Annotated in this window: 19 protein-coding genes; 5 read left to right on the top strand and 14 right to left on the bottom strand. The window is 43.5% G+C overall.

The window, feature by feature from the left end:
• Positions 1-10: 10 nt before the first annotated feature.
• From G587_RS0111595 to tig, 3 genes are all read right to left on the bottom strand, one after another.
• Positions 11-1,396 carry a C40 family peptidase gene (locus tag G587_RS0111595; protein WP_026492376.1) on the bottom strand — a complete coding sequence of 462 codons (1,386 nt, stop codon included), beginning with the start codon at positions 1,394-1,396 and terminating at the stop codon, positions 11-13.
• A gap of 137 nt (positions 1,397-1,533) precedes the next feature.
• Positions 1,534-2,925 (bottom strand): asparagine--tRNA ligase, encoded by a 1,392-nt coding sequence (gene asnS, locus G587_RS0111590; RefSeq protein WP_026492375.1) that lies wholly within the window; start codon positions 2,923-2,925, stop codon positions 1,534-1,536.
• A 33-nt stretch (positions 2,926-2,958) separates the two neighbouring features.
• Positions 2,959-4,197, bottom strand: a complete 1,239-nt coding sequence (gene tig / locus G587_RS24495) for a trigger factor (RefSeq protein WP_026492374.1) — start codon at positions 4,195-4,197, stop codon at positions 2,959-2,961.
• A 177-nt stretch (positions 4,198-4,374) separates the two neighbouring features.
• Here tig and G587_RS0111580 point away from each other — a divergent pair, with 177 nt between their 5' ends.
• Positions 4,375-4,851: a hypothetical protein gene (locus tag G587_RS0111580; RefSeq protein WP_026492373.1), complete on the top strand. Its 477-nt coding sequence runs from the start codon at positions 4,375-4,377 to the stop codon at positions 4,849-4,851.
• A 75-nt stretch (positions 4,852-4,926) separates the two neighbouring features.
• On the opposite strand, the gene G587_RS22505 is transcribed toward G587_RS0111580, so the two are convergent.
• Positions 4,927-5,577 (bottom strand): hypothetical protein, encoded by a 651-nt coding sequence (locus G587_RS22505; RefSeq protein ID WP_035786494.1) that lies wholly within the window; start codon positions 5,575-5,577, stop codon positions 4,927-4,929.
• A 272-nt stretch (positions 5,578-5,849) separates the two neighbouring features.
• On the opposite strand from G587_RS22505, the gene ispE reads away from it, so the two are divergent.
• Both ispE and G587_RS0111565 read left to right on the top strand, forming a co-directional pair.
• Positions 5,850-6,722: a 4-(cytidine 5'-diphospho)-2-C-methyl-D-erythritol kinase gene (ispE, locus tag G587_RS0111570; protein WP_330364458.1), complete on the top strand. Its 873-nt coding sequence runs from the start codon at positions 5,850-5,852 to the stop codon at positions 6,720-6,722.
• 25 nt (positions 6,723-6,747) lie between these two features.
• A complete protein-coding gene (locus G587_RS0111565) occupies positions 6,748-7,185 on the top strand; it encodes a DUF1934 domain-containing protein (RefSeq protein ID WP_026492371.1) in 438 nt (145 codons plus the stop codon).
• 13 nt (positions 7,186-7,198) lie between these two features.
• On the opposite strand, the gene G587_RS0111560 is transcribed toward G587_RS0111565, so the two are convergent.
• From G587_RS0111560 to G587_RS0111550, 3 genes are all read right to left on the bottom strand, one after another.
• Entirely contained in the window at positions 7,199-8,104 is a 906-nt protein-coding gene (locus G587_RS0111560) for a dihydroorotate dehydrogenase (RefSeq protein WP_026492370.1), read from the bottom strand.
• A gap of 65 nt (positions 8,105-8,169) precedes the next feature.
• Positions 8,170-8,961, bottom strand: a complete 792-nt coding sequence (locus G587_RS0111555; protein WP_026492369.1) for a dihydroorotate dehydrogenase electron transfer subunit — start codon at positions 8,959-8,961, stop codon at positions 8,170-8,172.
• A gap of 27 nt (positions 8,962-8,988) precedes the next feature.
• Positions 8,989-10,359: a dihydroorotase gene (locus G587_RS0111550; protein ID WP_026492368.1), complete on the bottom strand. Its 1,371-nt coding sequence runs from the start codon at positions 10,357-10,359 to the stop codon at positions 8,989-8,991.
• A gap of 122 nt (positions 10,360-10,481) precedes the next feature.
• Between G587_RS0111550 and G587_RS0111545 the strand changes: the two genes are divergently transcribed.
• Positions 10,482-11,213: a lysophospholipid acyltransferase family protein gene (locus tag G587_RS0111545; RefSeq protein WP_026492367.1), complete on the top strand. Its 732-nt coding sequence runs from the start codon at positions 10,482-10,484 to the stop codon at positions 11,211-11,213.
• A gap of 18 nt (positions 11,214-11,231) precedes the next feature.
• Here G587_RS0111545 and G587_RS0111540 read toward each other — a convergent pair whose 3' ends face one another.
• The 7 genes from G587_RS0111540 to G587_RS0111510 all read right to left on the bottom strand — a co-directional run bounded on the left by G587_RS0111540 (position 11,232) and on the right by G587_RS0111510 (position 23,201).
• Positions 11,232-12,446: a D-alanine--D-alanine ligase family protein gene (locus G587_RS0111540; RefSeq protein WP_026492366.1), complete on the bottom strand. Its 1,215-nt coding sequence runs from the start codon at positions 12,444-12,446 to the stop codon at positions 11,232-11,234.
• Positions 12,447-12,519: 73 nt separating this feature from the next.
• Positions 12,520-14,199, bottom strand: a complete 1,680-nt coding sequence (locus G587_RS0111535; RefSeq protein WP_026492365.1) for a DUF6020 family protein — start codon at positions 14,197-14,199, stop codon at positions 12,520-12,522.
• A 34-nt stretch (positions 14,200-14,233) separates the two neighbouring features.
• Positions 14,234-15,892, bottom strand: coding sequence for a Mur ligase family protein (locus G587_RS0111530; protein WP_026492364.1), 1,659 nt, complete (start codon positions 15,890-15,892; stop codon positions 14,234-14,236).
• 10 nt (positions 15,893-15,902) lie between these two features.
• A complete protein-coding gene (locus G587_RS0111525) occupies positions 15,903-16,691 on the bottom strand; it encodes an alpha/beta fold hydrolase (protein ID WP_026492363.1) in 789 nt (262 codons plus the stop codon).
• Between the two features lie 18 nt (positions 16,692-16,709).
• Positions 16,710-18,263, bottom strand: a complete 1,554-nt coding sequence (locus G587_RS0111520) for a glycoside hydrolase family 9 protein (protein WP_026492362.1) — start codon at positions 18,261-18,263, stop codon at positions 16,710-16,712.
• 24 nt (positions 18,264-18,287) lie between these two features.
• Complete coding sequence (locus tag G587_RS0111515; protein WP_026492361.1) at positions 18,288-20,585, bottom strand: hydratase; 2,298 nt, start codon at positions 20,583-20,585, stop codon at positions 18,288-18,290.
• A gap of 135 nt (positions 20,586-20,720) precedes the next feature.
• Entirely contained in the window at positions 20,721-23,201 is a 2,481-nt protein-coding gene (locus G587_RS0111510) for a glycogen/starch/alpha-glucan phosphorylase (RefSeq protein WP_026492360.1), read from the bottom strand.
• Between the two features lie 230 nt (positions 23,202-23,431).
• Here G587_RS0111510 and G587_RS0111505 point away from each other — a divergent pair, with 230 nt between their 5' ends.
• Positions 23,432-24,712: a BMP family lipoprotein gene (locus G587_RS0111505; protein WP_330364456.1), complete on the top strand. Its 1,281-nt coding sequence runs from the start codon at positions 23,432-23,434 to the stop codon at positions 24,710-24,712.
• Positions 24,713-24,849: the final 137 nt, after the last annotated feature.

Genomic DNA, 24,849 nt, shown 5'->3' with positions numbered 1-24,849 from the left:
TTATTAGTCCTCATCCCACAAATCTGCGAATTGTAAGTATTGTTCTGTATGTGGCATTTTCATATTTGATACCTGTCTTTGCGGTACTTGCATGCACTATCCTGCCACCACCAAGGTAAATCGCCACATGTCCTCCATAGTAGATAACATCACCCGGGCTTGCATTCTGGTAGGAAACCTCTCTGCCGTATGTAGCCTGTGAGTATGATGATCTTGGCACAGATATACCAAACTGCTTGTAAACCGCGTAAACAAATCCCGAACAATCAGCACCGTTTGTAAGGCTTGTACCTCCTGCCACATAGGGATTACCCACAAACTGACATGCGTAGTTGGCGATGTTCTGACCGGTAGCTGATCCTGTAGCTGCAGGAACTGCCTTTGGCTGACTGGATGCCGGTTCAGTAGGCACCTTGGCCGTATCCGTATTATCCTCGGTATTCTGATTATTTGAAGCAAGCTGCTCCTTCTCCTTTGCCTTCTTAGCAGCTTCCTCTTCTTCCTTCTTCTTTTTAGCTTCAGCCGCTTCCTTTGCAGTGGCCTCATCAGCAGCCTTCTTTGCTTTTTTTACCTCGGATTCCTTGGCATCGATCTTGGCCTGAAGATCACGTATCTGAGCTGTCTGCTGCTGGAGCTGGGCTGAATAAACTGCCGCATCCTGCCTTGCCTTAGCAAGCTGTACATCGAAGTTAGCATACTGCTTCTTATAGGTATCAATTACCTGCTCAACATGAGCCTGCTCTTCCTTAAGCTCGTACTGTGAGGTCTCAAGCTCGGATTTAGCTTCCTCAAGCTCAATTCCGTACTGCTCTGCTGCGTTCTTAGCCTCAATGAAATCAGACAGCTTCTTTCTGTCATAATCATACAGCTCCTCAACATATCCGGCCTTATTCAGCATATCGCCGACACCTTCAGCACGAAGAAGCAGTTCTGCGTATGAAACCTCTCCCTTTTCATACATGAACTTAACTCTCTTCTTCATCGCATCATAGAGAGTCTCCTCCTGAAGCTTGGCTTCATCATACTCCTGCTGGGTCTTCTCTATTCTGACCTGAGTATCATCAATATCTGCCTGTATCAGATCTATACTTGTAAGAAGGCCTACCAGCTCCTCATTAGCTGCATCAATACCTTCCTGGAGCTCTGCCTGCTCACCCTCAATATTACTGATATTCTGATTGGCATTGTTGAGTCCGCTCTGGCTCTCCTTTTTTTGTGACTCAATGGCATTTTGCTGTTTCTCGAGATCCTTCTGCTGCTTCTCAAGCTCTTTTTGCTGCTTTTTAAGCTCTTCTCTTGTTGAAGCCAGCGCAGGAGCACCCGTAACTGTCAGCATTGCCACTGCCAGCACTCCGCAAATACCTCTATTTAAAATGTTTCTAGAAAATCTTTTCATTGAATCCCCATTTGAAAATAAAACAAAACTTTTTTTACACTCTAATTATACCATGATTCGGCATAACAAAAATAAAGCTGCTGTACATTTTCTGGATAAGAAAATATACAACAGCCCAAATAATTCAAAATACTCTATTATAGCTCGCAGTTACCAACTGTACGAGGGAATGACTCAACGTCACGGATGTTGCCCATACCTGTGAGGTACATTACGCAGCGCTCAAATCCAAGACCGAAGCCTGCGTGGCGAACTGAACCATAACGACGAAGATCAAGATAGAACTGATAATCTTCCTTCTTAAGTCCAAGCTCATCCATTCTCTTCTCAAGAGTCTCAAGATCATCCTCTCTCTGGCTTCCACCAACGATCTCACCAATTCCGGGAACAAGACAGTCAGCAGCTGCTACAGTCTTGCCGTCCTCATTAAGCTTCATGTAGAAGGCCTTGATTTCCTTCGGATAATCAGTTACGAATACAGGCTTTTTGAAGATCTCCTCTGTGAGGTATCTCTCATGCTCAGTCTGAAGGTCGCAGCCCCAGTCTACCTTGTAATCAAACTTGTCATTGTGCTTCTTAAGAATCTCAACTGCCTCTGTATATGTAATTCTGCCAAAGTCACTGTTTGCAACATTCTTAAGTCTGTCGATAAGTCCCTTATCTACAAATGTGTTAAAGAACTCCATCTCAGCAGGTGCATTCTCAAGTACATAGTTGATAACATACTTAAGCATCGCCTCTGCGCAGTCACAGTCGTCCTTAAGATCTGCGAAGCACATCTCAGGCTCGATCATCCAGAACTCAGCTGCGTGACGTGTTGTGTTTGAATTCTCAGCACGGAATGTAGGTCCAAATGTGTAAACATTCTTGAAAGCGAATGCATAGGTCTCAACATTGAGCTGTCCTGAAACAGTAAGGTTAACCGGCTTTCCGAAGAAGTCCTTTGAATAATCAACCTCTCCGTCCTCTGTCTTGGGAACATTGTTAAGATCCAGGGTTGTTACCTGGAACATCTCGCCTGCACCCTCACAGTCACTACCTGTGATAAGAGGTGTGTGAACATATACGAAGCCTCTCTCCTGGAAGAATGAGTGGATAGCATATGCTGCAAGTGAACGAACTCTGAAAACAGCCTCAAATGTGTTTGTTCTTGCACGAAGATGAGGAAGTGTTCTCAAATACTCAAGTGTGTGACGCTTAGGCTGAATAGGATAATCAGGAGTTGAAGGTCCCTCAATCTCAATGCCTGTTGCCTGCATCTCAAAGGGCTGCTTTGCATCAGGAGTCATTACAATCTTACCTGTAGCAATGATAGCTGCTCCTACATTGAGCTTGCTTACCTCTGCAAAATTGCCAAGTTCATCAGAATAAACCACCTGAAGGGGTGAGAAATATGTACCATCGTTTAATGAAACGAATCCGATAGTCTTGGAATCACGAATATTACGGATCCATCCTCCAGCTGTAACTTCTTTATCTGCGAATTTTTCGGGAGCCTGAAAAAGCTCTCTGATATCTGTCAGTTCCATCTTTTGCCTCCATCCAATAAATCATTTATATGATTATTCAGCAGTATCTGCTGAATCTGCGCTTTCTGCCTCTTCTGTTTCTTCTGTGCTCTCGGTCTCTGTATTCTCTGTGCTCTCAGCTGCCTCTGCATCCTCTGTAGCATCTTCAGCAGGCTCAGTTACGTTTGCATTCTCACCAAGGAACTCGATAACCTTATTTGTAAGAAGATTCTCTTTGATATTCTCAACATCTACTGTCTTCTTGTAATCATCAAGGCTGGCAATTGACTTACCCTCTTCTGCTGTTGCATTAGCATTTGACATATCAGACTCAAGCTTCTCATTAAGCTCGTCTTCAGTTACATCAATTCCCTCAAGCTTAGCGATAGCACCGAGCATAATGAACTGCTCTGCAAGCTCTACAGACTTATTATCAAGATAATCTGTCTGCTCTCCGGAGAAACCTTCCTGAGCCATCATCATTGAAAGAACCTGATCTGTTGTGTAGCTTGTGCCGTAATTTGCTGAATAATATGAAGCAACAAGGTCAGCCTGCTCTGTGTAAAGGCCCTTGAAACGATCAAGAGTAGCCTGAGGCGGCTGATTAAATGAACAATTAGCTGTTACTGCATCAAGGATCTTGGAATTGATCTCGTTCTTATACTGAGCCTGCTTATCCTCCATAAGTCTGTCCTTAAGATATGTCTTAAGCTCATCTATGGTTGATACATTCTCGATTCCAAGTGATGCTGCGTATGCATCGTCAAGGTCGGGCTTGATTTTGATGCCATTAACTTTTACTGTGAAAATTACATCTACACCTGCAAGGTCTGTTGAGCTGTAGTTCTCGGGGAATGTAAGATTAAGATCCCTTGTCTCTCCTATAGCTGCGCCGATAAGACCGTCTTCAAAACCATCGATAAATGTATGTGAACCGATTGTAAGGTCATAACCTTCTGCTGTACCACCCTGAAATACTTCTCCGGTGTCAACTCTTTTTCCTGAATAATCAATATTAACTGTGTCGCCTTCCTGTACGGCTCTGTCTGTAACCTCAACAGTTGCCTTCATTGAAGAGCTGATATACTGCATGTACTGTTCAACCTCTTCATCACTTACTTCAGGTGATGCAACCTCTATATTAACTCCCTTATATTCTCCAAGTGTAACGTAATCATCAAGATTAAGATCCTTAAGATATGCTGCGTCCTTATTGTCTGCTGCCTTGGAACATCCGGCAAGCATTCCTGCTGCGACTACCACAGCGGAAACAGCCGCTAAAAATTTTCTCATAAGTATTTACTCCTTAGTGCTTTCTTAGATTAAAATAAACTTTTTTAATACTAGCACAGTTTATACTTATATTAAAGTATTTTTGTTGCCTACGTCTTAATTCAATGTTAAAATGGTCTTTGCGCAGCGATGGGCAAATCGGAATTAATTGTTATTTTTTTAGTTTGGAGGAATGTTTTGAATCCGGTATTAATCGTATTTTTAGTAATTATTGTTGTACTTACAATCGCACTTATAGTGCTCACAATTCTTGGTAAAAGGGCTCAGAAGCGTCAGGAAGAGCAGCAGGCTCAGATGGAGTCCATGAAGCAGAGTGTATCAATGCTCATCATTGACAAGAAACGCATGAAGATCAATGAAGCAGGTCTTCCCTCTGCAGTATTGGAGAATACTCCCAAGCTTCTTAGACGTTCCAAGCTTCCGATCCTTAAGGTTAAGGTTGGTCCTCAGATCATGAACCTTGTATGTGATGAGAAGATTTTTGATTCTGTTCCTGTTAAAAAGGAAGTTAAGGCTGAGGTCAGCGGAATCTATGTTATCTCAGTAAAGGGAATCAGAGGCGGTAACGCAGCTCCTGAAAAAAAGAAGAAGGGCTTCTGGAAGGACCTTGTTGCTAAGGCTCAGGAGAAGGCAGGCGCTAAGCCGATTAAATAATTTTATATCAGTACATGAAATAAGGACTGTGAGCATTGCCCACAGTCCTTTAATATTTCATATATTTAATTATACTCATGCCTCTATTTCACCGGTTTCTACAGGAGCCTGTGTCTGCTGGTTCTTAGCTGCCATATCATCAAATCCCTTCATGACTGCATCATAGGTCTGCTTTGATATATCAGGAAGCTCCTTTCCCCAGGTCTTTGTTGCTTCTTTGAAGCCCTTCTCAAATGCTGAACGCATATTTTCAATCTGATCGGGATCTCCACCTGTTAAAGCATTGGCAAAATCAAGGATACGCTGTGAGGTCTGCTTTACGCCCCAGTAGCCGTCCTCTGAAATCTCTTCCTGTGCCTTTTTCTTAGCTGCCTCATCAATCGTGAAATCGCCTGATGCAAGGAATGACCAGATATCATCAGCTTTTCCTATTGCAACACCCTGCTTACTCATCATCTTGGTTACAATATCCTGGAGCTGATTCTGTCTATCCTCAAGATCACTCTTAAGCATATTGATGACAGCTTCATTTTTTACATAAGTCTTGTTGGTCGACGATGCCACAACATTATCCGACTTCTCATAAACCGCAGCCTTTTCTGTATCCTTTGCTTCAGCGGTCTTAGCTGTTTTCTCTTCAGCTTTTTCTTCTGTGGCTTTTGCGGTCGCAGTCGGCTCGTAATATGCGGTGGTCTGGTCTAAACCTGTAACTCCGTTTACGCCCATATGAACTCCTTTTCTACGCCAATTGATCTGACGCCGATACGACTGGTATGCCAAGGCATACTTACAGTATTACTCATCTTATTTATCGACTGTTTTCACCTTAACCTTAAGATTTTTATTTGGTGTTTTCAATTAAATAATTATAAAATTTCCTATACAGTTCCCCATAATGCCGTCACTTATAAACATTTTATAAACTCCTACAGATTTCCGTTTTCACCTGATTTTATGCTATGATACAAACAGCCATATTAATAATGGAGGATAAAGATTTGTTAAAAAGAAAAGCATACGCAAAAATAAACTTAGGCCTTGATGTCATCGGTAGACGTGAGGACGGTTATCACCTTGTCAGAATGATAATGCAGAGCATTGATCTGTTTGATGAGCTCACCTTCACTGAGCGTGATGATAATAAAATAGTTATAGAAACTGCAGATCCCAGAATCCCCACAGATGAGCACAACCTTATATGGAAAGCCGCTGATCAGCTGAGGACTCATTGCCACGCTGAGGATAAGGGTGTTACCATCCACCTTGATAAACACATTCCCATGGCTGCCGGCATGGCAGGCGGAAGTACCGACGCTGCAGCAACCTATGTTGCATTAAATGAGCTTTGGAATCTCTCCCTTAGCACTGACGAGCTATGTGCTCTCGCTGTAAAAAAGGGTGCGGACATTCCCTATTGTATTAAAGGTGGCACAGCACTTTCAGAGGGCATCGGCGAAGAGCTCACCAAGCTTAAGGACATGCCTTCCTGTCATATAGTTATCGCAAAGCCTCCGATCGATGTTTCAACTGCATGGGCTTATACAACCCTTGATTCTGCTCCAATCGAGAATCATCCCGACATCGACGGAATGGTAAATGCCATTGAGAATGAGGACCTTACAGGTATCACAGACCGCCTTGGCAATGTTCTTGAGCCCATAACCTCAGGAAGATATACCGTCATAGAGGATATCAGACAGATTCTTCTTTCCAATGGAGCTATGGGTGCCCGCATGAGTGGCAGCGGCCCTACAGTATTCGGAATTTTTGAAAACAAGAATCTTGCAGGCGCAGAGCACGCAGTAAATGAGCTCAGAAGCAGAGGTATCGCGCCAGAACTGTTCATCACAACACCTTTAACTACAGAATAATATTCATAACTTTGCGAGGATATATATGGAAGGAACTATTAAGATCATCGGTGCTCATGATCACGGCGACGGTAAGCCTGAGATAGTAAAAACTGAGCACAGAGCCCACTGCACACAGGATGGCCTAAACTACATAATTACATTTTCCGAAAGCGACAAAATCTCGGAGGCCCCTTCAGATGATTCATCCGCTAATGTAGGCAACAGGCTTGAAATAGGAGAAGGATATCTTCGCATGATGAAAACCGGAGATCTCTCCTCCGATCTTTACTTTCGTCTAGGCGAGATCTGGAACACCGATTACCAGACACCCTATGGCCTTATGAAAATGACAGCCATCACAAGGAATCTTATGATGGAGATAAGCTCAAAAAAAATATCCGCCCATGTGCAGTACGAGCTGCAGATGGACGGAGAAAAAATCTCTGATTCAAAGGTTAGAGTTTCTTTTATTTTTGATTAAAGGCAGAAAAGCGTTAATCTACAGCACCGATCAGGTCATTGATATCGCTTATTCCCTGCTCTCTCATGTATCTTTCTATGCCCTCTACCACATTAAGTGTTGTGTAGGGGTCATGGAAGTTCATGGCACCGACAGCAACTCCAGTTGCTCCTGCCAGCATAAATTCAATTGCATCTTCTGCATTTGCGATTCCACCCATTCCAATTACAGGTATCTTTACCGCATGTGAAGCCTCATAAACCATGCGTACAGCCACTGGCTTAATTGCAGGACCTGAAAGGCCTCCTGTCTTATTTGCTATGGCAAATGTCTTTTTATAAATATCAATCTTCATACCGGTTATGGTATTTATAAGAGATATCGCATCTGAACCTGCTGCCTCTGCAGCCTTAGCCATCTCAGCGATGCTTGTGACATTGGGGCTGAGCTTCATGATAATGGGCTGCTTAGCGTGGTTCTTTATCTCCTTTGTGATCTCAAAAAGAGCCTTGGGATCCTGTCCGAAAGCTATTCCGCCTTCCTTTACGTTGGGGCAGGACACATTTATCTCCAGCATGTGAACGCCGTCCTGATCTGCAAGCTTATCTACCACGTCCACATAATCCTGGGTGCTCTTTCCGCACACATTTACTATTACCTTTGTATCAAAATCCTTAAGAAAGGGCAGATCCCTCTCTATCATCACGTCCACTCCGGGGTTCTGAAGTCCTATTGCATTCAGCATTCCTCCGTAAACCTCAGCGACTCTGGGTGTGGGGTTTCCCGGCCACGGAACACTTGCAACGCCCTTGGTCACTACTGCGCCAAGTCTGTTAAGATCAACAAATTCCGCATATTCCATTCCTGAGCCAAAGGTTCCTGAAGCTGTCATTACGGGGTTTTTGAAGGTTACCCCGGATATATTTACTGATGTATTCATCCCATTCTCCTACTATTTATGATGCTTGTCGCATATATTCTCTGGTTTCCGCACTATCAAAAGCCTTAAAGCTCAAGCTCATCGGCATCGAATACCGGACCGTCTGTACAAATGCGAGCGTTGTTTACATGTGAGTGGTCATCAACATTTTTTGTTTTGCATATACATCCAAGGCAGGCTCCGACACCGCAGGCCATACGCTCCTCAAGACTAATATATGCCTTTGCGGATATCTCCTTTGCATAAGCTGCAACGCCACGTAGCATGGGCATAGGTCCACAGGAAAAGATCACATCCGCTTCTATCTTATTTTCCCTGCAGGCATCTATTACATTACCCTTGGTTCCAACGCTTCCATCCTCTGTTGCTATATAAAGCTTTCCATATTTTTCAAACTCATCTGAAAGGAAGGTCTCGGAATTTCTATATCCCATAACCATGGATATTTCTGCTGCACAGCCATTCTCCTTCAGTTCCTTTGCAAGGCCAAGAAGGGGCGGTACACCTATTCCACCACCTATGATAAGAACCTTTTTTCCACTTGCCTTATCCACAGGGAACCCATTTCCCAAAATTCCCAGTATATCCACACAGTCTCCCGGTCTGTACAGGGCAAATTCTGCTGTTCCGCTTCCTGCTATTCTGTAAACTATGCGAAGTGTCTTCTCGGTTTTGTCATAGCCGCAGATACTTATGGGTCTTGGAAGAAGTGTCGATCTGTTAGAGGGATAGATTCCGATAAACTGTCCGGGACCTGCATCCTCAGCAAGATCTGTCTTTAGCCTGAGATCCATTATTCCTTCTGCTAAGCTGCTTTGCGAAATTACTTCAGCCGATATCTTTTTCTTCTTGGACATTGGTATTTTCCTTTCACGTAATATGATTTATATATTGTAAACAACATTTCCACCGCATATGGTGAAATGAATCCTTCCGGGTAATTCCTCCCCTAAAAAAGGCGAATTCGAAGCCTTTGATGCAAATTCTTCAACCTTATAGGTCTCTTTTTCAGCGAAAATCACAAGATCAGCGGGGCCGCCTTCATATATTCTTCCGACAGGAAGTGCTTCTATAACATTCCTTCCGTCTGAGGATAATTCATCCCCGGGTACAAACGCATACAGTTCATATATGGCCGCAGGAAGACAGGTCATTCTGGAAAGCAGAGTCATCATATCCATATGCCCCTTCTCCACGAGCTCCCTTATTCCAAGCCCGAGGGATGTCTCCAGCCCTATAATTCCGCTGGGAGCCTTCGTGATCTCCCTCTCCTTCTCCTCTTTTGTGTGGGGAGCGTGATCTGTCGCAATGGTCTCAATCGTTCCATCTGCTAATCCCTCGATGATCGCAAGTCTGTCGCTCTCTTTTCTAAGCGGCGGATTCATCTTGGCAAGGCTTCCGTATTTTGCTACTGCTTCATCTGTAAGTGTAAAGTGATGAGGCGTTGCTTCCGCATGGATTCCCGGATTGGTTTTCCTTGCCTCCCTTATCATATCCACAGCCTCTTTAGTACTTATATGCTGTATGGTAATGTGTGCGCCTGTTTCATTCGCCAGTGCTATATCTCTTTTTACCATAGCAATCTCGGCATCTCTTGGAGAGCCCTTTATTCCGAGCGCCCAAGCGGCTTCTCCGGCGTTAATTCCATTGTCAGTTATAAAGGAAGGATCCTCCTCGTGGAGACTCAACACCTTATTAAGGGCAGCTGCCTTCTCGCAGGCCTTCTTCATAATGCTCTCATCCGTGAGAGGCTTACCGTCATCTGTAAAGAGAACTACGCCTTCATCCAGAAGGGCTTCCATATCAGTCAGCTCTTTTCCCTGCATTCCCTTTGTGATATTGGCACAGGAAAAAACTCTAATACCGGTCTCAGCTCCTTTTTTGAGGGCATATCTTATTGTCTCAGGATTATCCAGTGAAGGATTGGTATTTCCCATCATCACAACAGAGGTAAATCCACCCTTCTTGGCAGCCTCTGCGCCGGTATGGATATCCTCCTTATCAGTAAAGCCGGGATCTCTGAAATGAACATGTGCGTCCACAAGTCCTGGAGCAACAATCATTCCTCCTGCATCAATCTCATCAAGTCTTGCCACTCCGCCTTCTGTAAACATGGACGCAGCCTCAGCTGCCATGTCATCAAGTGTTCCGCAGTAGCCCACTTTGGCGATTCTTCCATTGTGAATGAGGACATCTCTGTATCCGTCAAGACCGCTTGCCGGGTCTATAAGTCGTCCGTTTTTAATCAGAAGCATTTTGATTTCCTTTTCCTGTATGTTTATTGTGGTATAATAGTTATTTGTATGGATTTAAGGTTGATGAATATCTCCTGCAAAATCCGTATACATCATACTATAAATTTATCGGAGATTCATTCATGATACGTCTTATTTTAGTTTTTTTATTTTTGTTTATTTTCCTGCTCTGCAGCATACTTATTCAGTTTGTGCTCTGGATTGTAGGTAAATTTAACCTTGAAGCGAAAAAGACCGCTTCACTCCGCATAGTGAGCTGGGCCTTTAGATGTGTGGCTTTTCTCTCCGGCGCGAAGCTTACAGTCATCGGTGAGGAAAATGTTCCAAAGGACAAAGCAGTACTCTATGTTGGTAATCACAGAAGTTATTTTGATATAGTTCTTAGTTACTCAAGAGTTCCGAGACTCACAGGCTATATCGCCAAGAAGGAAATCCTCAAGGTTCCCGTTCTCTCCCAGTGGATGAGAAATATGGACTGTCTCTTCCTTGACAGATCCGATATCAGACAGGGACTGCAGGTTATCCTCTCCGCTATCGATAAGGTAAAAAACGGCATTTCAATTACCATCTATCCGGAAGGCACCAGAAACAAATCTGATGAGATGCTTCCGTTCCATAAGGGGAGCTTTAAAATAGCTCAGAAAACCGGATGCCCCATTGTTCCGATGACCATCAATAATTCAAATGCAATTTTTGAAGATCATCTTCCTTTTATCAAAAAATCTCATGTAGTTCTCGAGTACGGCGCTCCCATCTATATGGATCAGCTTGAGCCCGAGGACAAGAAAAATATCGAACTCTATTGTCACAAAATAATTCAGGATACATATGAAAAAAATAAGGCGTTGGTTTAACGCCTTATTTTTTATTAATCAAACTTTACTTCCCTTAGAGCCACCACCAAGCTTAACTCCCTCAAGAACGTTAGTCTCAAAAGAGAATACCAGCTTGTGATTCTCGCGGTCCTGTTTAATTGCTATATTAATCATGTCATCAAGAAGCTGTGAATACTTCTTGCCAAGGGGTTCCCAAAGATAGAAGGACAGTGATCCCGGAATTGTGTTTATCTCGTTGAGATAGATTTTTCCGGTCTCTTCATCAAGCATAAAGTCTATTCTGGAAACACCGCTGCAGCCAAGGCACTTAAATGCATCAACTGCCATCTTTCTAACTTCTGATCTCTGCTCATCTGTGATATCAGCAGGGATCTTTCTCTTAAGGCTGGCCATTCCCTTAGAACCACCGGTCTTAGCGCCACCTGACTTAGCTCCTTTAGCACCTGAGCCGCCAATATACTTATCCTCAAATGAAAGGATCTCATCTGAGTTGATGGGCTCCTCACACTCAGAAGCCTCCGCTTCCTCGTAATCACCAAGAACAGAGCAGTTGATTTCCTTGAGCTTAACGATAGCAGGCTCAACAAGGATCTTTCTTGAGAACTCAAATGCAAGCTCAAGAGCCTCTGTGAGCTCTTCTCTGTTACCAGCCTTGGAAATACCGATGCTTGAGCCAAGGTTGATAGGCTTTACAATAACGGGATACTTGAATGCGCCTTCGATTTTGTTCATAAGACCTTCAGCATCCTCATAATCTGTCCATGTATAGCACTTGCAGTCGAGAACGGAAATATCGTTGTCCTTAAGAACAGTTTTCATAACATACTTGTTCATTCCAACAGCTGAAGAAAGAACGTCACAGCCAACTACGGGAAGACCAAGTGTCTGAAGGTATCCTGTAAGAACACCATCCTCAACGTTTGTTCCGTGAACGATAGGAAAAGCGATATCTACGCTGTTAACCACGTTGTTACCAAACTTCTTCATGGGGTAACGGACGAGATTGACCTTATTGCCATCCTTTATCCACACTACCTTTGTGCTCTTCTTAAGGAGTTCGGGAATATGTGTGTATTCCTCGATCTTATCAATATCTTCGCCAATATAAAAATCATTCTCTTTAGTCATATAAACGGGAATGATATCGTACTTATCCCTGTTCATATATCCTATTGCCTGAATAGCAGAGATAATGGAAATCTCATGCTCTGTACTTTTACCGCCAAAGAGAACTGCAAGCTTTAACTTCAAAATAAACACTTCCTTTCAAATTGCTTCGACAAAAAATCATACATCAAAAAGTATAATCTTATCTGTGAAAAATTCAACTTCTTTTATAAAGAGGTCCCAAAAGCGCCACCACAAGAGGCGATGCAAATATAAGACAAAGCGCATATCTGCTGTAGTTCATGGGACTTACTACCAAAAACAGAACAGTAACAAAAAGTGGCAAAAGCACAATCAGCTCCGGCCTTTTTTTACCTTCTTCATCCTCAGCCTTATCCCTGATAACAAGTATATAGAACAGATACACAGGAATCCAGAAAGCATAGAGAACTGTCTGGAATATCCATTTTATCACCGGCATGATCGTAATCTGAAAATACAGCTCCGCTGCCTTTTCTCCAAATCTGTTGGGCACCAGGGAGTGAATCTCACCAAATATTCCTTTAGCCTTGGGAATATCACTAAATATCTGAATTCCCACGCCGGGCGCAAAGAAATATCCGCAGATTGAAAGCGTCGCCCTGAAATATACCACAGGATGCTTTATACCCTGTCTTATCCACATCTTAAGATACGCATTCATATCTTCCTTTGTGCAGTCGATTCGATAAGTATCCTTCACAGGATCCGTCACATTAAAGGTGAAATCCTTTTTTATTCTATCATAGTCTAAAACCGCATTTATGATTTCTTTATCTTCATCCGTTATGTCTTCTTCCTTATCCCTGATAAGTCTTGCAGTCTGCTGGAAAAGTGTTCCGTAAAGCTCCTGCTTTCCTCCGGGAAAGATATTCATTGCAGGATATATTACCTTGGGGAAAACTATGAACCACACTACCGCGCAGCCAAGGGATACAAGCAGAATCTTAATCCTGTTTTTGTCTTTTAAGAATAAAATTCCTATCGCTGTAAAGATAACCACAAATATTCCGGTGTTAAGGGTTACACACAGCATTATCTCTATCAAAAACAAAAGTGCAAAGGAGCCTGCCGGCTTTTCGTCCCTGCCCGTAAAGTATCTGTACAGGACATAAATGAGAAGAATAAACAACAGACTGTGCATGGTATTCTTCAGCATGCAGATCATGTACATCGGAATAAAGGGCATAAACATGTAAAAAAGTCTCACAAGCTTTATTAGCTTACGTCCCTTGTCTGTTTTAGCATTTTCATATATATCGCAGAGTATCCCGGATATAAGAAATGCTCCTGCTGCCATCTGACAGATAACATATATCAAAAAGCCAAGTGTGGCACTTCCCAGTAAGGTTCCGATCGCGATAAAAGCTGAAAAGATAAAGGTCGGAACTATTGGATGATGAGCATTTAGGAATACATTTACTGTCTTTTGTCCTTCAATAAACCCAAAGGGCACTGGGCCTACTCCGTCGAAAAGGTCATTCACCTGATTGACCGTATCATAATTGGCGACTCCGGGAAGGAATACCAGCAGATACGGAAGCCAGGCAGCAAGCATAATAAGAGCCAGCTTAAGTCTTGGAAGTCTCTTTTCACAGATCGCCGCTTCCTTACCTTTATCTTTATAGACAGCCCATATAATCCTTGTGGTCACATAAAATAAAACCGTGTACACCATAAACAGGATGATATATCTGGCAATATTATATTTACTGAAAAAAAGATGATCCATGATAGCATTCTGGTTGATCACCGTAATGAATGCCATAACGAGAGAAAAGGCAGCATCAAGTGTTACTGCCTTTTCTCCTTCGCCACAGATAGTCTTTTTTATTTCAAGACCTCTCTCCAGTTTCATGTTTCTTCCTTAATTATCCTCTATTGTGTAAGCATTACAGATAGTTATCCGGCAGATCATTTTCCAAAAGAATTACCTTGGGCTTACCTGCCTCCAGCTCGTACATCAGATCAGTAGCTTCTTTAAGCGCTTCCTTGACGAAAAGTCTGTCCTCTGAGAAGCCTGCTTCAAGAGCTCCTTCCTTAATGGGTCTTGTGTGGTCTGATCCAACAAGAATGATATAATCTGCTGCCTCGGCAGCCTGCTTACCGAATTCCTTGTTATATTCTGCTTCCTTGTCACCAAGCTCAACCATTCCGGGTGTTACAAGGATTCTTACGCTATCTTCAAATTTAGAAAGTGTATCAAGAGCTCTCTTTGCACCCATCGGATTTGAGTTGTAAGCATCATCAATGATTGATACATTGCCGTGCTTTTTCAACTCCTGTCTGTGAGGTGCAGGAGTAATACGTCTTACCGCCATCTTCAGCTTGCTCATGGGAATTCCCATTGTGTGAGCCATGGCAATCGCGCCTACAACATTTGTAACATTGTGCTCACCGAGAAGCTTCATTGAGAAGCTCTCTGTATCCCCATTAGGAGCAGTAACCCTGAAGGATGCGCCGTCTGCTGTGAATCTGACCTCTGTTGCTCTATAGTCACAGCCCTCGCTGCAGCCGTACAGAACCACATTGTTGTGTCTGAGATTATCCTTAATTATCTCATTATCACCGTTTGCAAACTTAAGACCTTCGCTGCTCTTTTCCTGAACCGCATCAAAGAGCTCAAGCTTGGTATCAACAATATTTTCCATGGAATGGAAGGTCTCAAGGTGCTGAGGTCCTATGGATGTCAGCATACCGTCATCGGGATGAACGATATCTGTTATCTCCTTGATGTCATGCACATGTCTTGCTCCCATCTCACAGATGAAGATTTCATGCATAGGTGTGAGCTGCTCTCTGATAGTACGAACAACTCCCATCGGTGTATTGAAGCTCTCAGGTGTCATCAGAACCCTGAAGCCCTCTGAAAGAAGAGTCCAGAGGTAATACTTAACACTTGTCTTACCATAGCTTCCTGTAATACCGATGATCCTAAGTCCCGGATGCTCATTTAACATTCTCTGAGCATCATGGATAAACCAATCGTTTACCTTCTTCTCGATGGGCTTGTTTATCAGGTTACAAAGCGCTGTAACAAGAGGAAGGAATCCCATGAAAACAGCAACAAGGAACATTGCTGTGAGCTTCTTGGGATTAGTCTCTATCGTGAAGTTAGAAACGCTGTTCTTAGAAGCAATAAATACACCTGCCAGTGTCTCTCCGCTTGTGTAATAGCACCAGCTTGATATTCCCCAGAAAATAAGGAATACTACCGCATAGGTTATGAAAAGTCGCTGAACTCTCTTGGTTACAACGAATTTCTTCTTTGCAGGCTTCGGCAGATACTGAAAAATAAGAAAGATCAAAAATACCAGGGATAAAATAGCAAAAGCCTTGCTGAGGCTGTTTCTGCCAAGTATTCCCAGAATAGCTGTCACAAATAAAAAGCCAACATGAAGTCCATACCTGTGGGGCTTTGACTTAAGATACCTGAAGTACCCCTGGAACTGGTAGGACGAAAGCTGCAGCATATGAGTATAGTGCCTAAGCCCCATAACCGTTGCTGCTATATAAGCCGCAATATATATAAAAAAGATTATTGTGTTCATATAAGGTTCCTCACATTTCTATTTTCAGGAAGCTTCCCAAAATCTTGTTGTACATATATTGATTCTCCAGGAAGGAGTAGTGACCAACTCCCGGTATAACCGCAAGACCTGCCTCCGGCATAAGCTTCTCCATCTGCTGCCCGTCAGAAAGAGGTGTTGCTGTATCCTGGTCTCCCCAGATAAGAAGAGCAGGCATTGTCACCTTGGGCATATATGGCGCAAGATCCTCATTTACAACCTTTACAAGGCTTGCCCTCATGATAGGAGTTGCAGCCGCATAGTCAGCTGAGCCGAATTTCTTCTGAAGACTCTCAAGGGTTCCCGGAAATGCCTTTGCAATTCCTGTCTTATTAAGAATTCCCTTGTAGAATTTATATCTCTTTGTCCTGCTGGACTGCTTACCTGACGGAACAGGCTTGATTCCCGCACTGTCAGTGAGAATAACCTTGGTAACCTTAAAGCCAAGCTCCTCCTCACTTTTCGTGCCGATCATCTTAATGATAACGCGTCCGCCCATGGAATGACCAAGAAGAATAACCTCCTTGTCATCCGGATAGAGTTTATTTATAAAATGAATCACGAAATCCACAAAGTCGCTTACTTCCCAGGGCTCAGTGGGCTCATTGCTCTTACCGAAGCCCGGCATGTCCATGCCGACAACGTGATACTTTTTGGAAGCAAATTTAAATATGCCATCAAAAAGGTCTACATTTGATCCCCATCCATGAAGGAGAACCAGAAGCGGTCCCTGTCCCTCATCCCGATAATTTATTTTTAATCCATCTATTTCTGTATTCATTTAAGTTTTCCTGTCTCATCACTCCTTGATAACACTCAGCATGAAAATGAGCTTTGCGTTAAGAAGGGGCTGATTCATAATTCCTGTTCCTTCATCAGTGTCCAGATATGTACGCTCAGTAGAGTCTGTCACATAGTTTACGGCCTCGGGATTTCTACCCATAAGGTAATGCGCATGGTTCTCGATGATGGTCGTATACTCATAATTATATATTATATGATCCGTTATTGTTATGGTTCTCATATCATCAAGGAGCTGTGCATGGTCCTCACTGGTAACCATAAACGCGGAGCTCCTTGTAGCATTAACGATTGCTGTGGTCTTTTTCATAAGGAGCTTCATTATCCTGGAGCATACATCCACATTTACCTTCTGATTGGTGGAAATATAGGTAATAGCTCCAAGGAAAACATCCTCGTTTTCAGCAAAAAGCTGATCAAACTTACTTGATTCAAAGTTTGCAGTAAGCACCTGCTCATAGTTTGAAGCGCCCGTCGCTCTGTAGAGCTGCGCTGCCGCATAAAAGCCCTCAGGCTTTTCCTTTACATTCTCAGTACCTGCATAAAGAGCATACGCCCTGTCTGCACACTTAAGGCAGGTTGTGGCAAATCCCGAATCATAGCTCTGATATAAGTATCCAAAATCAGATAAAAGCGTTGCAAAGCTGATGGTCGCCTCCATAGTGATAGGCGTAACCTCAACATTTGCCTGCATAAGGTCAGTGTTTTCATCCATCACGGTGAGCGCAGAACCATAAACTCCTCCGGTGCGCTCATCCTGCATCTTCATGAGCCACTCAACCTCATATCTGACCTCATCCAAAAGATCCGGTATGCCGTTTCCGCTCTCAGGAATTCCCGAGTCATCGGTCACCACCTTGGAATTCATCTCATAGGCCAGAAGGAGATTCAGAGCTATCTTACAGCCGGTTACAACATCTCTGTCCGCCTGAGCATTGAGATGCCATCCTCCCGACACATCAATGGCCTTGGAAGGGTCCTCCTGCAAATGAGCCTCAGCCGTGTGACAGGCAGCATGAGCACTATCACCCGCCAAAGATTCCGAAACCGCAGTGCCGCATCTGTTCTTGTAATAGGTCTTGCAGGCCTCATTAAAAATGTCATCATACAGATCATTCTGAATTCTGAATGCATAAGAGCTTCCTATTTTATCCGTATATATATAGTAGGTTCCGTCCTCTATCAAATCGGTAAAATAGCCTTCTTTTATTTCATCACCATCATCCGTGTGATTGGTGGTCCTCATCTGGCCTGTGTATTCAAGCTCGTCATTCTCCGCGTTATACACATAAAACACATCCGGCAGATCATTTCCTTTAAAAATTACGGATTTCTCTGCCCCGGTCCTATAGCCATTCTGATCCACGAGTGCTCCAGGTACCATAACAGGAACTTCATAGACGACATTTGGAGCAGGCTCGCTCCCTTGCGCCTCCTGCTCCGGTGTTACACTTTCATTTTTAGCCGTTCCTCCACAGCCACAGGCAGTGATCGCCACTGCTGCAGCCATGCAAAGAGCCGGTATTCTTTTTTTATAAAAAGCTTTAAACATGATATTTATCTTATACCCTGCTTATTATTTCTTACCTGCGCGGTTGTAATTGATAAGACATCCGTCAAGGATAATCTCGCGCTCGTTATCTGTAAGGTCTCCAAGAGTCATTGTAAACTCCTTGAGTTTTCCATCTGATACAGCAACTGCCTTGATAGAATCTGCCTTGCTCTCAACCGCAGCTCTAACTCCGGGAAGGAAGATGTAATCAAGGTTCTTGAAGGGAAGATCACCCTTCTCAATTACAAGCGGAAGCATACCCCAGTTGATGAGGTTTGAACGATAACGCTTTGTAGCATACTCGTTAGCCACGTTAGCCCAGCCGCCGAGAACCTTCTGGCAGGAAGCAGCCTGCTCTCTCGCAGAACCGTCACCGGGTTTTACTGCGAAAATTGTGGAGCCGATTCCTGTATTCTTAGCATTAACATCAGGATACTCAGCCAAAAGAGCCTTAACTACGCCGGAGATCTCATCTCCCATTGCATCAAGAGCCACATCCTCACGTCTCTTGAGCTCATTAGCATAAACCTCTTTTGCGCGTCCTACGTATTCAGGATCCTTTCTTGAAAGAGTGAACTCTGCAAGTCCAAGAGGATTGGATCTGTAGGATGATGTCTCACCTGAAGGGATAAGCTCATCTGTAGTTGTTACAGGATCGTGAATCTCTGATACAACCTTAAGCAGAAGGTTATCTGTAAGTGCTTCCATCTTCGGCCAGTCCTTAATGTTGGGCCCAAACTGAAGCTCAGCATTGCTGTCAGCAACTCCGTGTGAATCAAATACACGGTTAGCATATATCTCCTTATCAAAGTGATAAGTATACTTATTAAACTTGCCGTCAAAAGCTGTTGCAGGAGTAAGAACACCCTTATTAGCAGCTGTTGCAGCAATTGATCTTGCGTCCATAAGAGCAACAGAAGCGATCTGACCGCTCTGAACCTTAGAACCTTCACGGTTAGGGAAGTTTCTTGTTGAGTGACGGATACTGAATGCGTTATTAGCAGGAGTATCACCGGCACCAAAGCAGGGTCCGCAGAAAGCTGTCTTTAAAATTGCACCTGTCTCAAGAATCTTGGCAGCTACGCCATTTTTAACTATTTCCATAAAGATAGGAGTAGAAGCAGGATATACGCTGAGTGTAAATCTGTCATTTCCTGTAAATCTTCCCTCAAGGATATCAGCAGCAGCACAGATATTCTCAAATCCGCCACCTGCACACCCTGCGATTACACCCTGATCAACCATGAACTTACCGTTCTTGATCTTCTCCTTAAGTGAATACTGTACCTTATCTCCGAAGCTAACCTTAGCACGCTTCTCAACATCAGCTATGATGTCCTCAAGGTTGGCATTAACCTCCTCGATCTCATAGGTGTTGCTGGGATGGAAAGGCATAGCGATCATAGGCTTGATTGTAGAAAGATCAACCTCTACAACTCCGTCATAATAAGCAACATCGCCGGGTTTAAGCTCCTTGAAGTCTCCGCCTCTGCCGTGAGTATCATAGAAGCTCTTGATCTCATCATCTGTCTGCCAGATAGATGACAGGCAGGTAGTCTCTGTAGTCATAACATCAACACCAATACGGAAATCAGCGCTGAGGCTCTTAACACCGGGTCCTACGAACTCCATTACCTTGTTCTTTACATAGCCATCGCCAAATACCTTACCGATAATAGCAAGAGCCACGTCCTGAGGTCCTACGCCGTGCATAGGCTCGCCTGTAAGATAAATAGCGACAACCTCAGGCATGTTGATGTCATAGGTCTGGCTGAGAAGCTGCTTAACGAGCTCCGGTCCGCCTTCACCCATAGCCATGGTTCCAAGTGCACCATATCTGGTGTGGGAATCAGAACCAAGGATCATTCCGCCACCTGTTGCAAGCATCTCTCTTGCGAACTGGTGAATTACTGCCTGATGAGGGGGTACATAGATTCCGCCGTATTTCTGGGCAGCTGTAAGACCATACATATGGTCATCTTCATTTATAGTTCCACCTACTGCACAAAGTGAATTGTGGCAGTTGGTAAGTACATAAGGAATCGGGAATTTCTCAAGTCCTGACGCACGTGCGGTCTGAATAATACCTACATAAGTAATGTCATGGCTGGTAAGCTTATCAAATTTGATCTCAAGCTTCTCCATATTATCTGAAGTGTTGTGATTCTTCAGAATGCCATAAGCTATTGTGTTCTTCTTTGCTTCTGTCTTGTCTGTCTGCTTATTTGCTTTAGCCTGAACTGCATCTAATGCTCCGGCCCCATCCGGAATCAGTTCAGTACCATTAACCAAATATGCACCGCTATCATACGTCTTAACCATTAAACTCCTACCTTTCCAACAAATTATTAATCTACTCCCACGTATTGTACCATAAATCTCAAATTTGTTTATCCCAATTATGAAAAAAGCTGTGCGCAGGTCTCCCCACACACAGCCTCGTGATTATAAAACTATTTATACATTTGAAAGATCCAGTTTGTCAATGTGCCAAATCTCATCTACATACTCCTGAATGGTTCTGTCTGATGAGAACTTACCACATGAAGCAGTATTAAGAATAGCCATCTTAGCCCACTTCTTAGCATCTCTGTATGCCTCGGATATAGCACTCTGAGCCTCAATGTAGGATTCGAAATCCTTCAATATGAAATACTGATCCGCCTTATTTGAGTTGATTGTATTAAGAAGCGAATTGAACAGTGGTCTGAAAAGCTCTCTATCCTTAGAATATGTTCCATCAACAAGGTGATCCAGAGTTCTCTTTACATTAGGATCCTTGTCATAGATTTCTCCGGGATTATATCCGCCGTTCTTTTCATAGGCGATTACTTCCTCAGAGGTCAGACCGAAGATGAACATGTTCTCCTCACCAACCTCCTCGAGCATCTCAACGTTAGCACCGTCCAGAGTTCCGAGGGTGATGGCACCGTTCAGCATCATCTTCATGTTACCGGTTCCGGAAGCCTCCTTACTTGCTGTTGAAATCTGCTCGGAGATATCAGCTGCCGCAAAGATGAGCTCAGCATTTGAAACCTTGTAATCCTCTATAAATACAACCTTGAGCTTTCCATTAATGGAAGCATCATTATTAATAACATCTGCCACAGAGTTGATAAGCTTGATTGTCAGCTTAGCTGTCTGATATCCGGCTGCTGCCTTAGCTCCGAAAATATATGTCTTGGGAGTATACTCCATATCCGGATGGCTCTTCAGCATATCATAGATATACATAACATGAAGTATGTTGAGTAGCTGACGCTTATACTCATGAAGTCTCTTAACCTGGCAGTCGAAAATTGACTTGGGATCAACCTCTATTCCGTTGTGTTCCTTAATATAAGCTGCAAGACGCTTCTTGTTTTCATACTTGATCTCCATGAATTCCTTCTGCGCCTTCTTATCGTTAGCAAGACTCTTAAGGCCGCTGATAAGGGACAGATCTGTGATCCAGTCCTCTCCAACCTTCTCGGTTACCCAGTCTGCGAGTAAAGGATTTGCATGCATAAGGAAACGTCTCTGGGTAATTCCGTTGGTCTTGTTGTTGAACTTATCAGGATACATCTCGTAGAAGTCCCTGAGCTCTCTCTTTTTAAGGATCTCTGTATGAAGTCTTGCAACACCGTTTACAGAGTGTCCGCCAACGATTGCCAGATGAGCCATCTTTACCTGATTGTCATACAAAATAGCCATGCTGCGAATCTTGCCCTGAACATCAATGCTGGGAAGATTTGAGTACTGACGCATGATCTGATCCACAAATCTTCTGTTGATCTCATCAACAATCTGATAGATTCTGGGAAGAAGTCTCTGGAAGAGATCAATAGGCCACTTCTCAAGAGCCTCAGCCATAATTGTATGGTTTGTGTAGCAGCAGGTCTTCATTGTTACGTCCCATGCAGTATCCCAGGGAAGATAATATTCATCCATGAGAAGTCGCATAAGCTCTGCAACCGCTACTGTCGGGTGTGTATCATTAAGCTGGAAAACAGCCTTTTCATAGAATTTGGTTATATCGTCATGGCGACGAAGGTATCTCTTTAAAGCTGTCTGAACTGAAGCAGAAATAAAGAAGTACTGCTGCTTAAGTCGAAGTTCCTTACCTGCTATGTGGTTATCGTTGGGGTAAAGCACCTCACAAAGCTGACTTGCAAGGTTCTCCTGCTCAACAGCCTTCTGATAATCACCCTTATCGAAGGAATCAAGCTCGAAGCAGTTAACAGGCTCTGCATCCCATATTCTAAGAGTATCAACAACGCCGTTGCCATATCCTACTACAGGAAGATCATAGGGAATAGCCCTAACAGAATGATAGCCCTCCTGTCTGAAAATGTTGCGGCCTCTGTCATCAACAAATACATTTACGTATCCGCCAAACTTAACTTCCTTTGCATATTCAGGACGTCTAAGCTCGAAGGGATTACCGAACTCAAGCCAGTTATCCGGCACCTCTACCTGATAACCATCCTTGATCTTCTGCTTAAACATTCCATATTTATAGCGGATACCACAGCCATATGCCATGTATCCCAATGATGCCAGGGAATCAAGGAAACATGCAGCAAGTCTTCCAAGACCACCGTTACCAAGAGCCGGATCCGGTTCCTGATCCTCAACAACGTTGATATCTACGCCCAGCTCATCCAAAGCTTCCTTTACCGGCTTGTATGCCTGAAGGTTTATTAAGTTGTTACCAAGGGCACGTCCCATCAGGAATTCCATGGACATGTAGTAGACAATCTTTGGATCCTGTTCGTTCGCAGCCTTCTGCGTAGTCATCCAATGATCAACGATTGCATCCTTTATTGCATAAGCAGATGCCTGGAAGATTTCTTGCGGAGTAGCCTCCTCAATATTTTTTCGATAAAGTGTTTTTACATTATATAAAACACTCCTCTTAAAAAGTTCTTTGTCAAAAGATAATTTTTTTCTTTTCATGACTTCCCTCCTCATGGAAAAGTACAGATACTAGTTTATTATAACGTAATTCCGCATATATCTCTACCCAAAAAATATTATAGAAATATAAAGCCTATGGCAAAAGCCACAAAAAAATGCTTTATATCTTGTGAAAAAATTAATAAATGATTATAATCTGTATAGATTGTGTGGTTAATTCTGCGCAATGATTCTAATGTTTATTTAATAAAGAAAGGGAGACAAACATTATGAAGAAGTTAATGGCTATGATGCTTACTGCATCACTCACATTCAGCCTTGTTGCTTGTGGCGGTTCTTCAACCGGTGCTGACAACACAGCTGATACTGCTGTAGAAGAGACTTCAACTGAGGAAGCTGCTACAGAGGAGACAACTGAAGAGGCTACTGAGGAAGCTTCAACTGAGGAAGCTACTGAGGAGTCTACAGAAGAAGCTACTGAGGAAGCTGCTGATGAGACAGCTACAGAGGCTTCAGGCGACTACAAGATCGCTATGATCACAGACTCAGGTGACATCACAGATATGTCATTCAACCAGACAACCTATGAGGCTTCAAAGGCATTCGCTGAGGCTCAGGGTGTTGACTATCAGTACTACAAGCCCACAGAGGATTCTGACGAGGCTCGTATCGCAGCATTTGATAACGCTGTTTCTGACGGTTACAACGTAATCGTAGTTCCCGGATATCTTTTCGCAGGCATGATCGCTTCTTGCGCAGAGGAGAACCCTGATGTTACAATCATCGCTCTTGACTGCTCAGAGGGTGACTTCGAAGGCGCTGGCATGACAGAGCTTCCTTCAAACGTATGCTCATTCACATACCAGGAAGAGCTTGCTGGTTACATGGCTGGTTATGCTGTAGTTAAGGAAGGCTACACAAAGCTTGGTTTCCTTGGCGGTATGGCAGTTCCTGCAGTTATCCGTTATGGTTTTGGTTTCGTTCAGGGTGCTAACGATGCTGCAAAGGATCTTGGCAACACTGCTGACGTAGAAGTTAACTATGTATACGGCGGACAGTTCTTCGGTGACGAGTCTGTTACAGCTGTTATGGATACATGGTACCAGGGTGGCACAGAGATCGTATTCGCTTGCGGCGGCGGTATCTTCACATCAGCTGGTGAGGCTGCTAAGAAGGCAGGCGGCAAGGTTGTTGGTGTTGACGTTGACCAGTCTGGCACAATCGATGGTCTTTACGGCGATGGCATCTGCGTAACATCTGCTATGAAGGGTCTTGCTGCAACAGTTAACTCAACTCTTACAGACCTCTTCGCAGGTAAGTGGGATTCTTACGCTGGTAAGATCGAGAACCTTGGTCTTGTATCAGGTGATGATCCGACTCTCAACTATGTACAGCTTCCTACAGAAACATGGTCAATGGAGAAGTTCACAGTTGATGATTACAAGGCACTTGTTGCTTCTATGTATGCAGGTGATGTAACAGTTTCCAGCGATATCGAGGCTATGCCTGAGACAGAGATCACTGTTAACGAGTTTGACAACATCCACTAATCATAAATAACTCCAAAAGCGCTTTCCTTTTATAAGGAAGGCGCTTTTTTTACGCCCTAAAAAATGATAAACTAGAAGACAAAGAACGAATTCCCAAAGGAATTCATGTTTTTTATGCAATAAAATACAGAAAGGTG

It is taken from the genome of Butyrivibrio sp. XPD2002 (genome assembly GCF_000423945.1).
GTDB lineage: Bacteria > Bacillota > Clostridia > Lachnospirales > Lachnospiraceae > Butyrivibrio.
This window is presented reverse-complemented; position numbering and strand designations above follow the sequence as displayed.

What these genes read in the sequence shown, in the direction of transcription:
- G587_RS0111520 (WP_026492362.1), bottom strand. Translation starts at nt 18,263, where the DNA reads ATGTTTAAAGCTTTTTATAAAAAAAGAATACCGGCTCTTTGCATGGCT.
- asnS (WP_026492375.1), bottom strand. Translation starts at nt 2,925, where the DNA reads ATGGAACTGACAGATATCAGAGAGCTTTTTCAGGCTCCCGAAAAATTC.
- G587_RS22505 (WP_035786494.1), bottom strand. Translation starts at nt 5,577, where the DNA reads ATGGGCGTAAACGGAGTTACAGGTTTAGACCAGACCACCGCATATTAC.
- G587_RS0111595 (WP_026492376.1), bottom strand. Translation starts at nt 1,396, where the DNA reads ATGAAAAGATTTTCTAGAAACATTTTAAATAGAGGTATTTGCGGAGTG.
- G587_RS0111560 (WP_026492370.1), bottom strand. Translation starts at nt 8,104, where the DNA reads ATGAATACATCAGTAAATATATCCGGGGTAACCTTCAAAAACCCCGTA.
- G587_RS0111555 (WP_026492369.1), bottom strand. Translation starts at nt 8,961, where the DNA reads ATGTCCAAGAAGAAAAAGATATCGGCTGAAGTAATTTCGCAAAGCAGC.
- G587_RS0111515 (WP_026492361.1), bottom strand. Translation starts at nt 20,585, where the DNA reads ATGGTTAAGACGTATGATAGCGGTGCATATTTGGTTAATGGTACTGAA.
- G587_RS0111510 (WP_026492360.1), bottom strand. Translation starts at nt 23,201, where the DNA reads ATGAAAAGAAAAAAATTATCTTTTGACAAAGAACTTTTTAAGAGGAGT.
- G587_RS0111545 (WP_026492367.1), top strand. Translation starts at nt 10,482, where the DNA reads ATGATACGTCTTATTTTAGTTTTTTTATTTTTGTTTATTTTCCTGCTC.
- G587_RS0111535 (WP_026492365.1), bottom strand. Translation starts at nt 14,199, where the DNA reads ATGAAACTGGAGAGAGGTCTTGAAATAAAAAAGACTATCTGTGGCGAA.
- G587_RS0111505 (WP_330364456.1), top strand. Translation starts at nt 23,432, where the DNA reads ATGAAGAAGTTAATGGCTATGATGCTTACTGCATCACTCACATTCAGC.
- G587_RS0111550 (WP_026492368.1), bottom strand. Translation starts at nt 10,359, where the DNA reads ATGCTTCTGATTAAAAACGGACGACTTATAGACCCGGCAAGCGGTCTT.
- tig (WP_026492374.1), bottom strand. Translation starts at nt 4,197, where the DNA reads ATGAGAAAATTTTTAGCGGCTGTTTCCGCTGTGGTAGTCGCAGCAGGA.
- G587_RS0111530 (WP_026492364.1), bottom strand. Translation starts at nt 15,892, where the DNA reads ATGAACACAATAATCTTTTTTATATATATTGCGGCTTATATAGCAGCA.
- G587_RS0111565 (WP_026492371.1), top strand. Translation starts at nt 6,748, where the DNA reads ATGGAAGGAACTATTAAGATCATCGGTGCTCATGATCACGGCGACGGT.
- G587_RS0111525 (WP_026492363.1), bottom strand. Translation starts at nt 16,691, where the DNA reads ATGAATACAGAAATAGATGGATTAAAAATAAATTATCGGGATGAGGGA.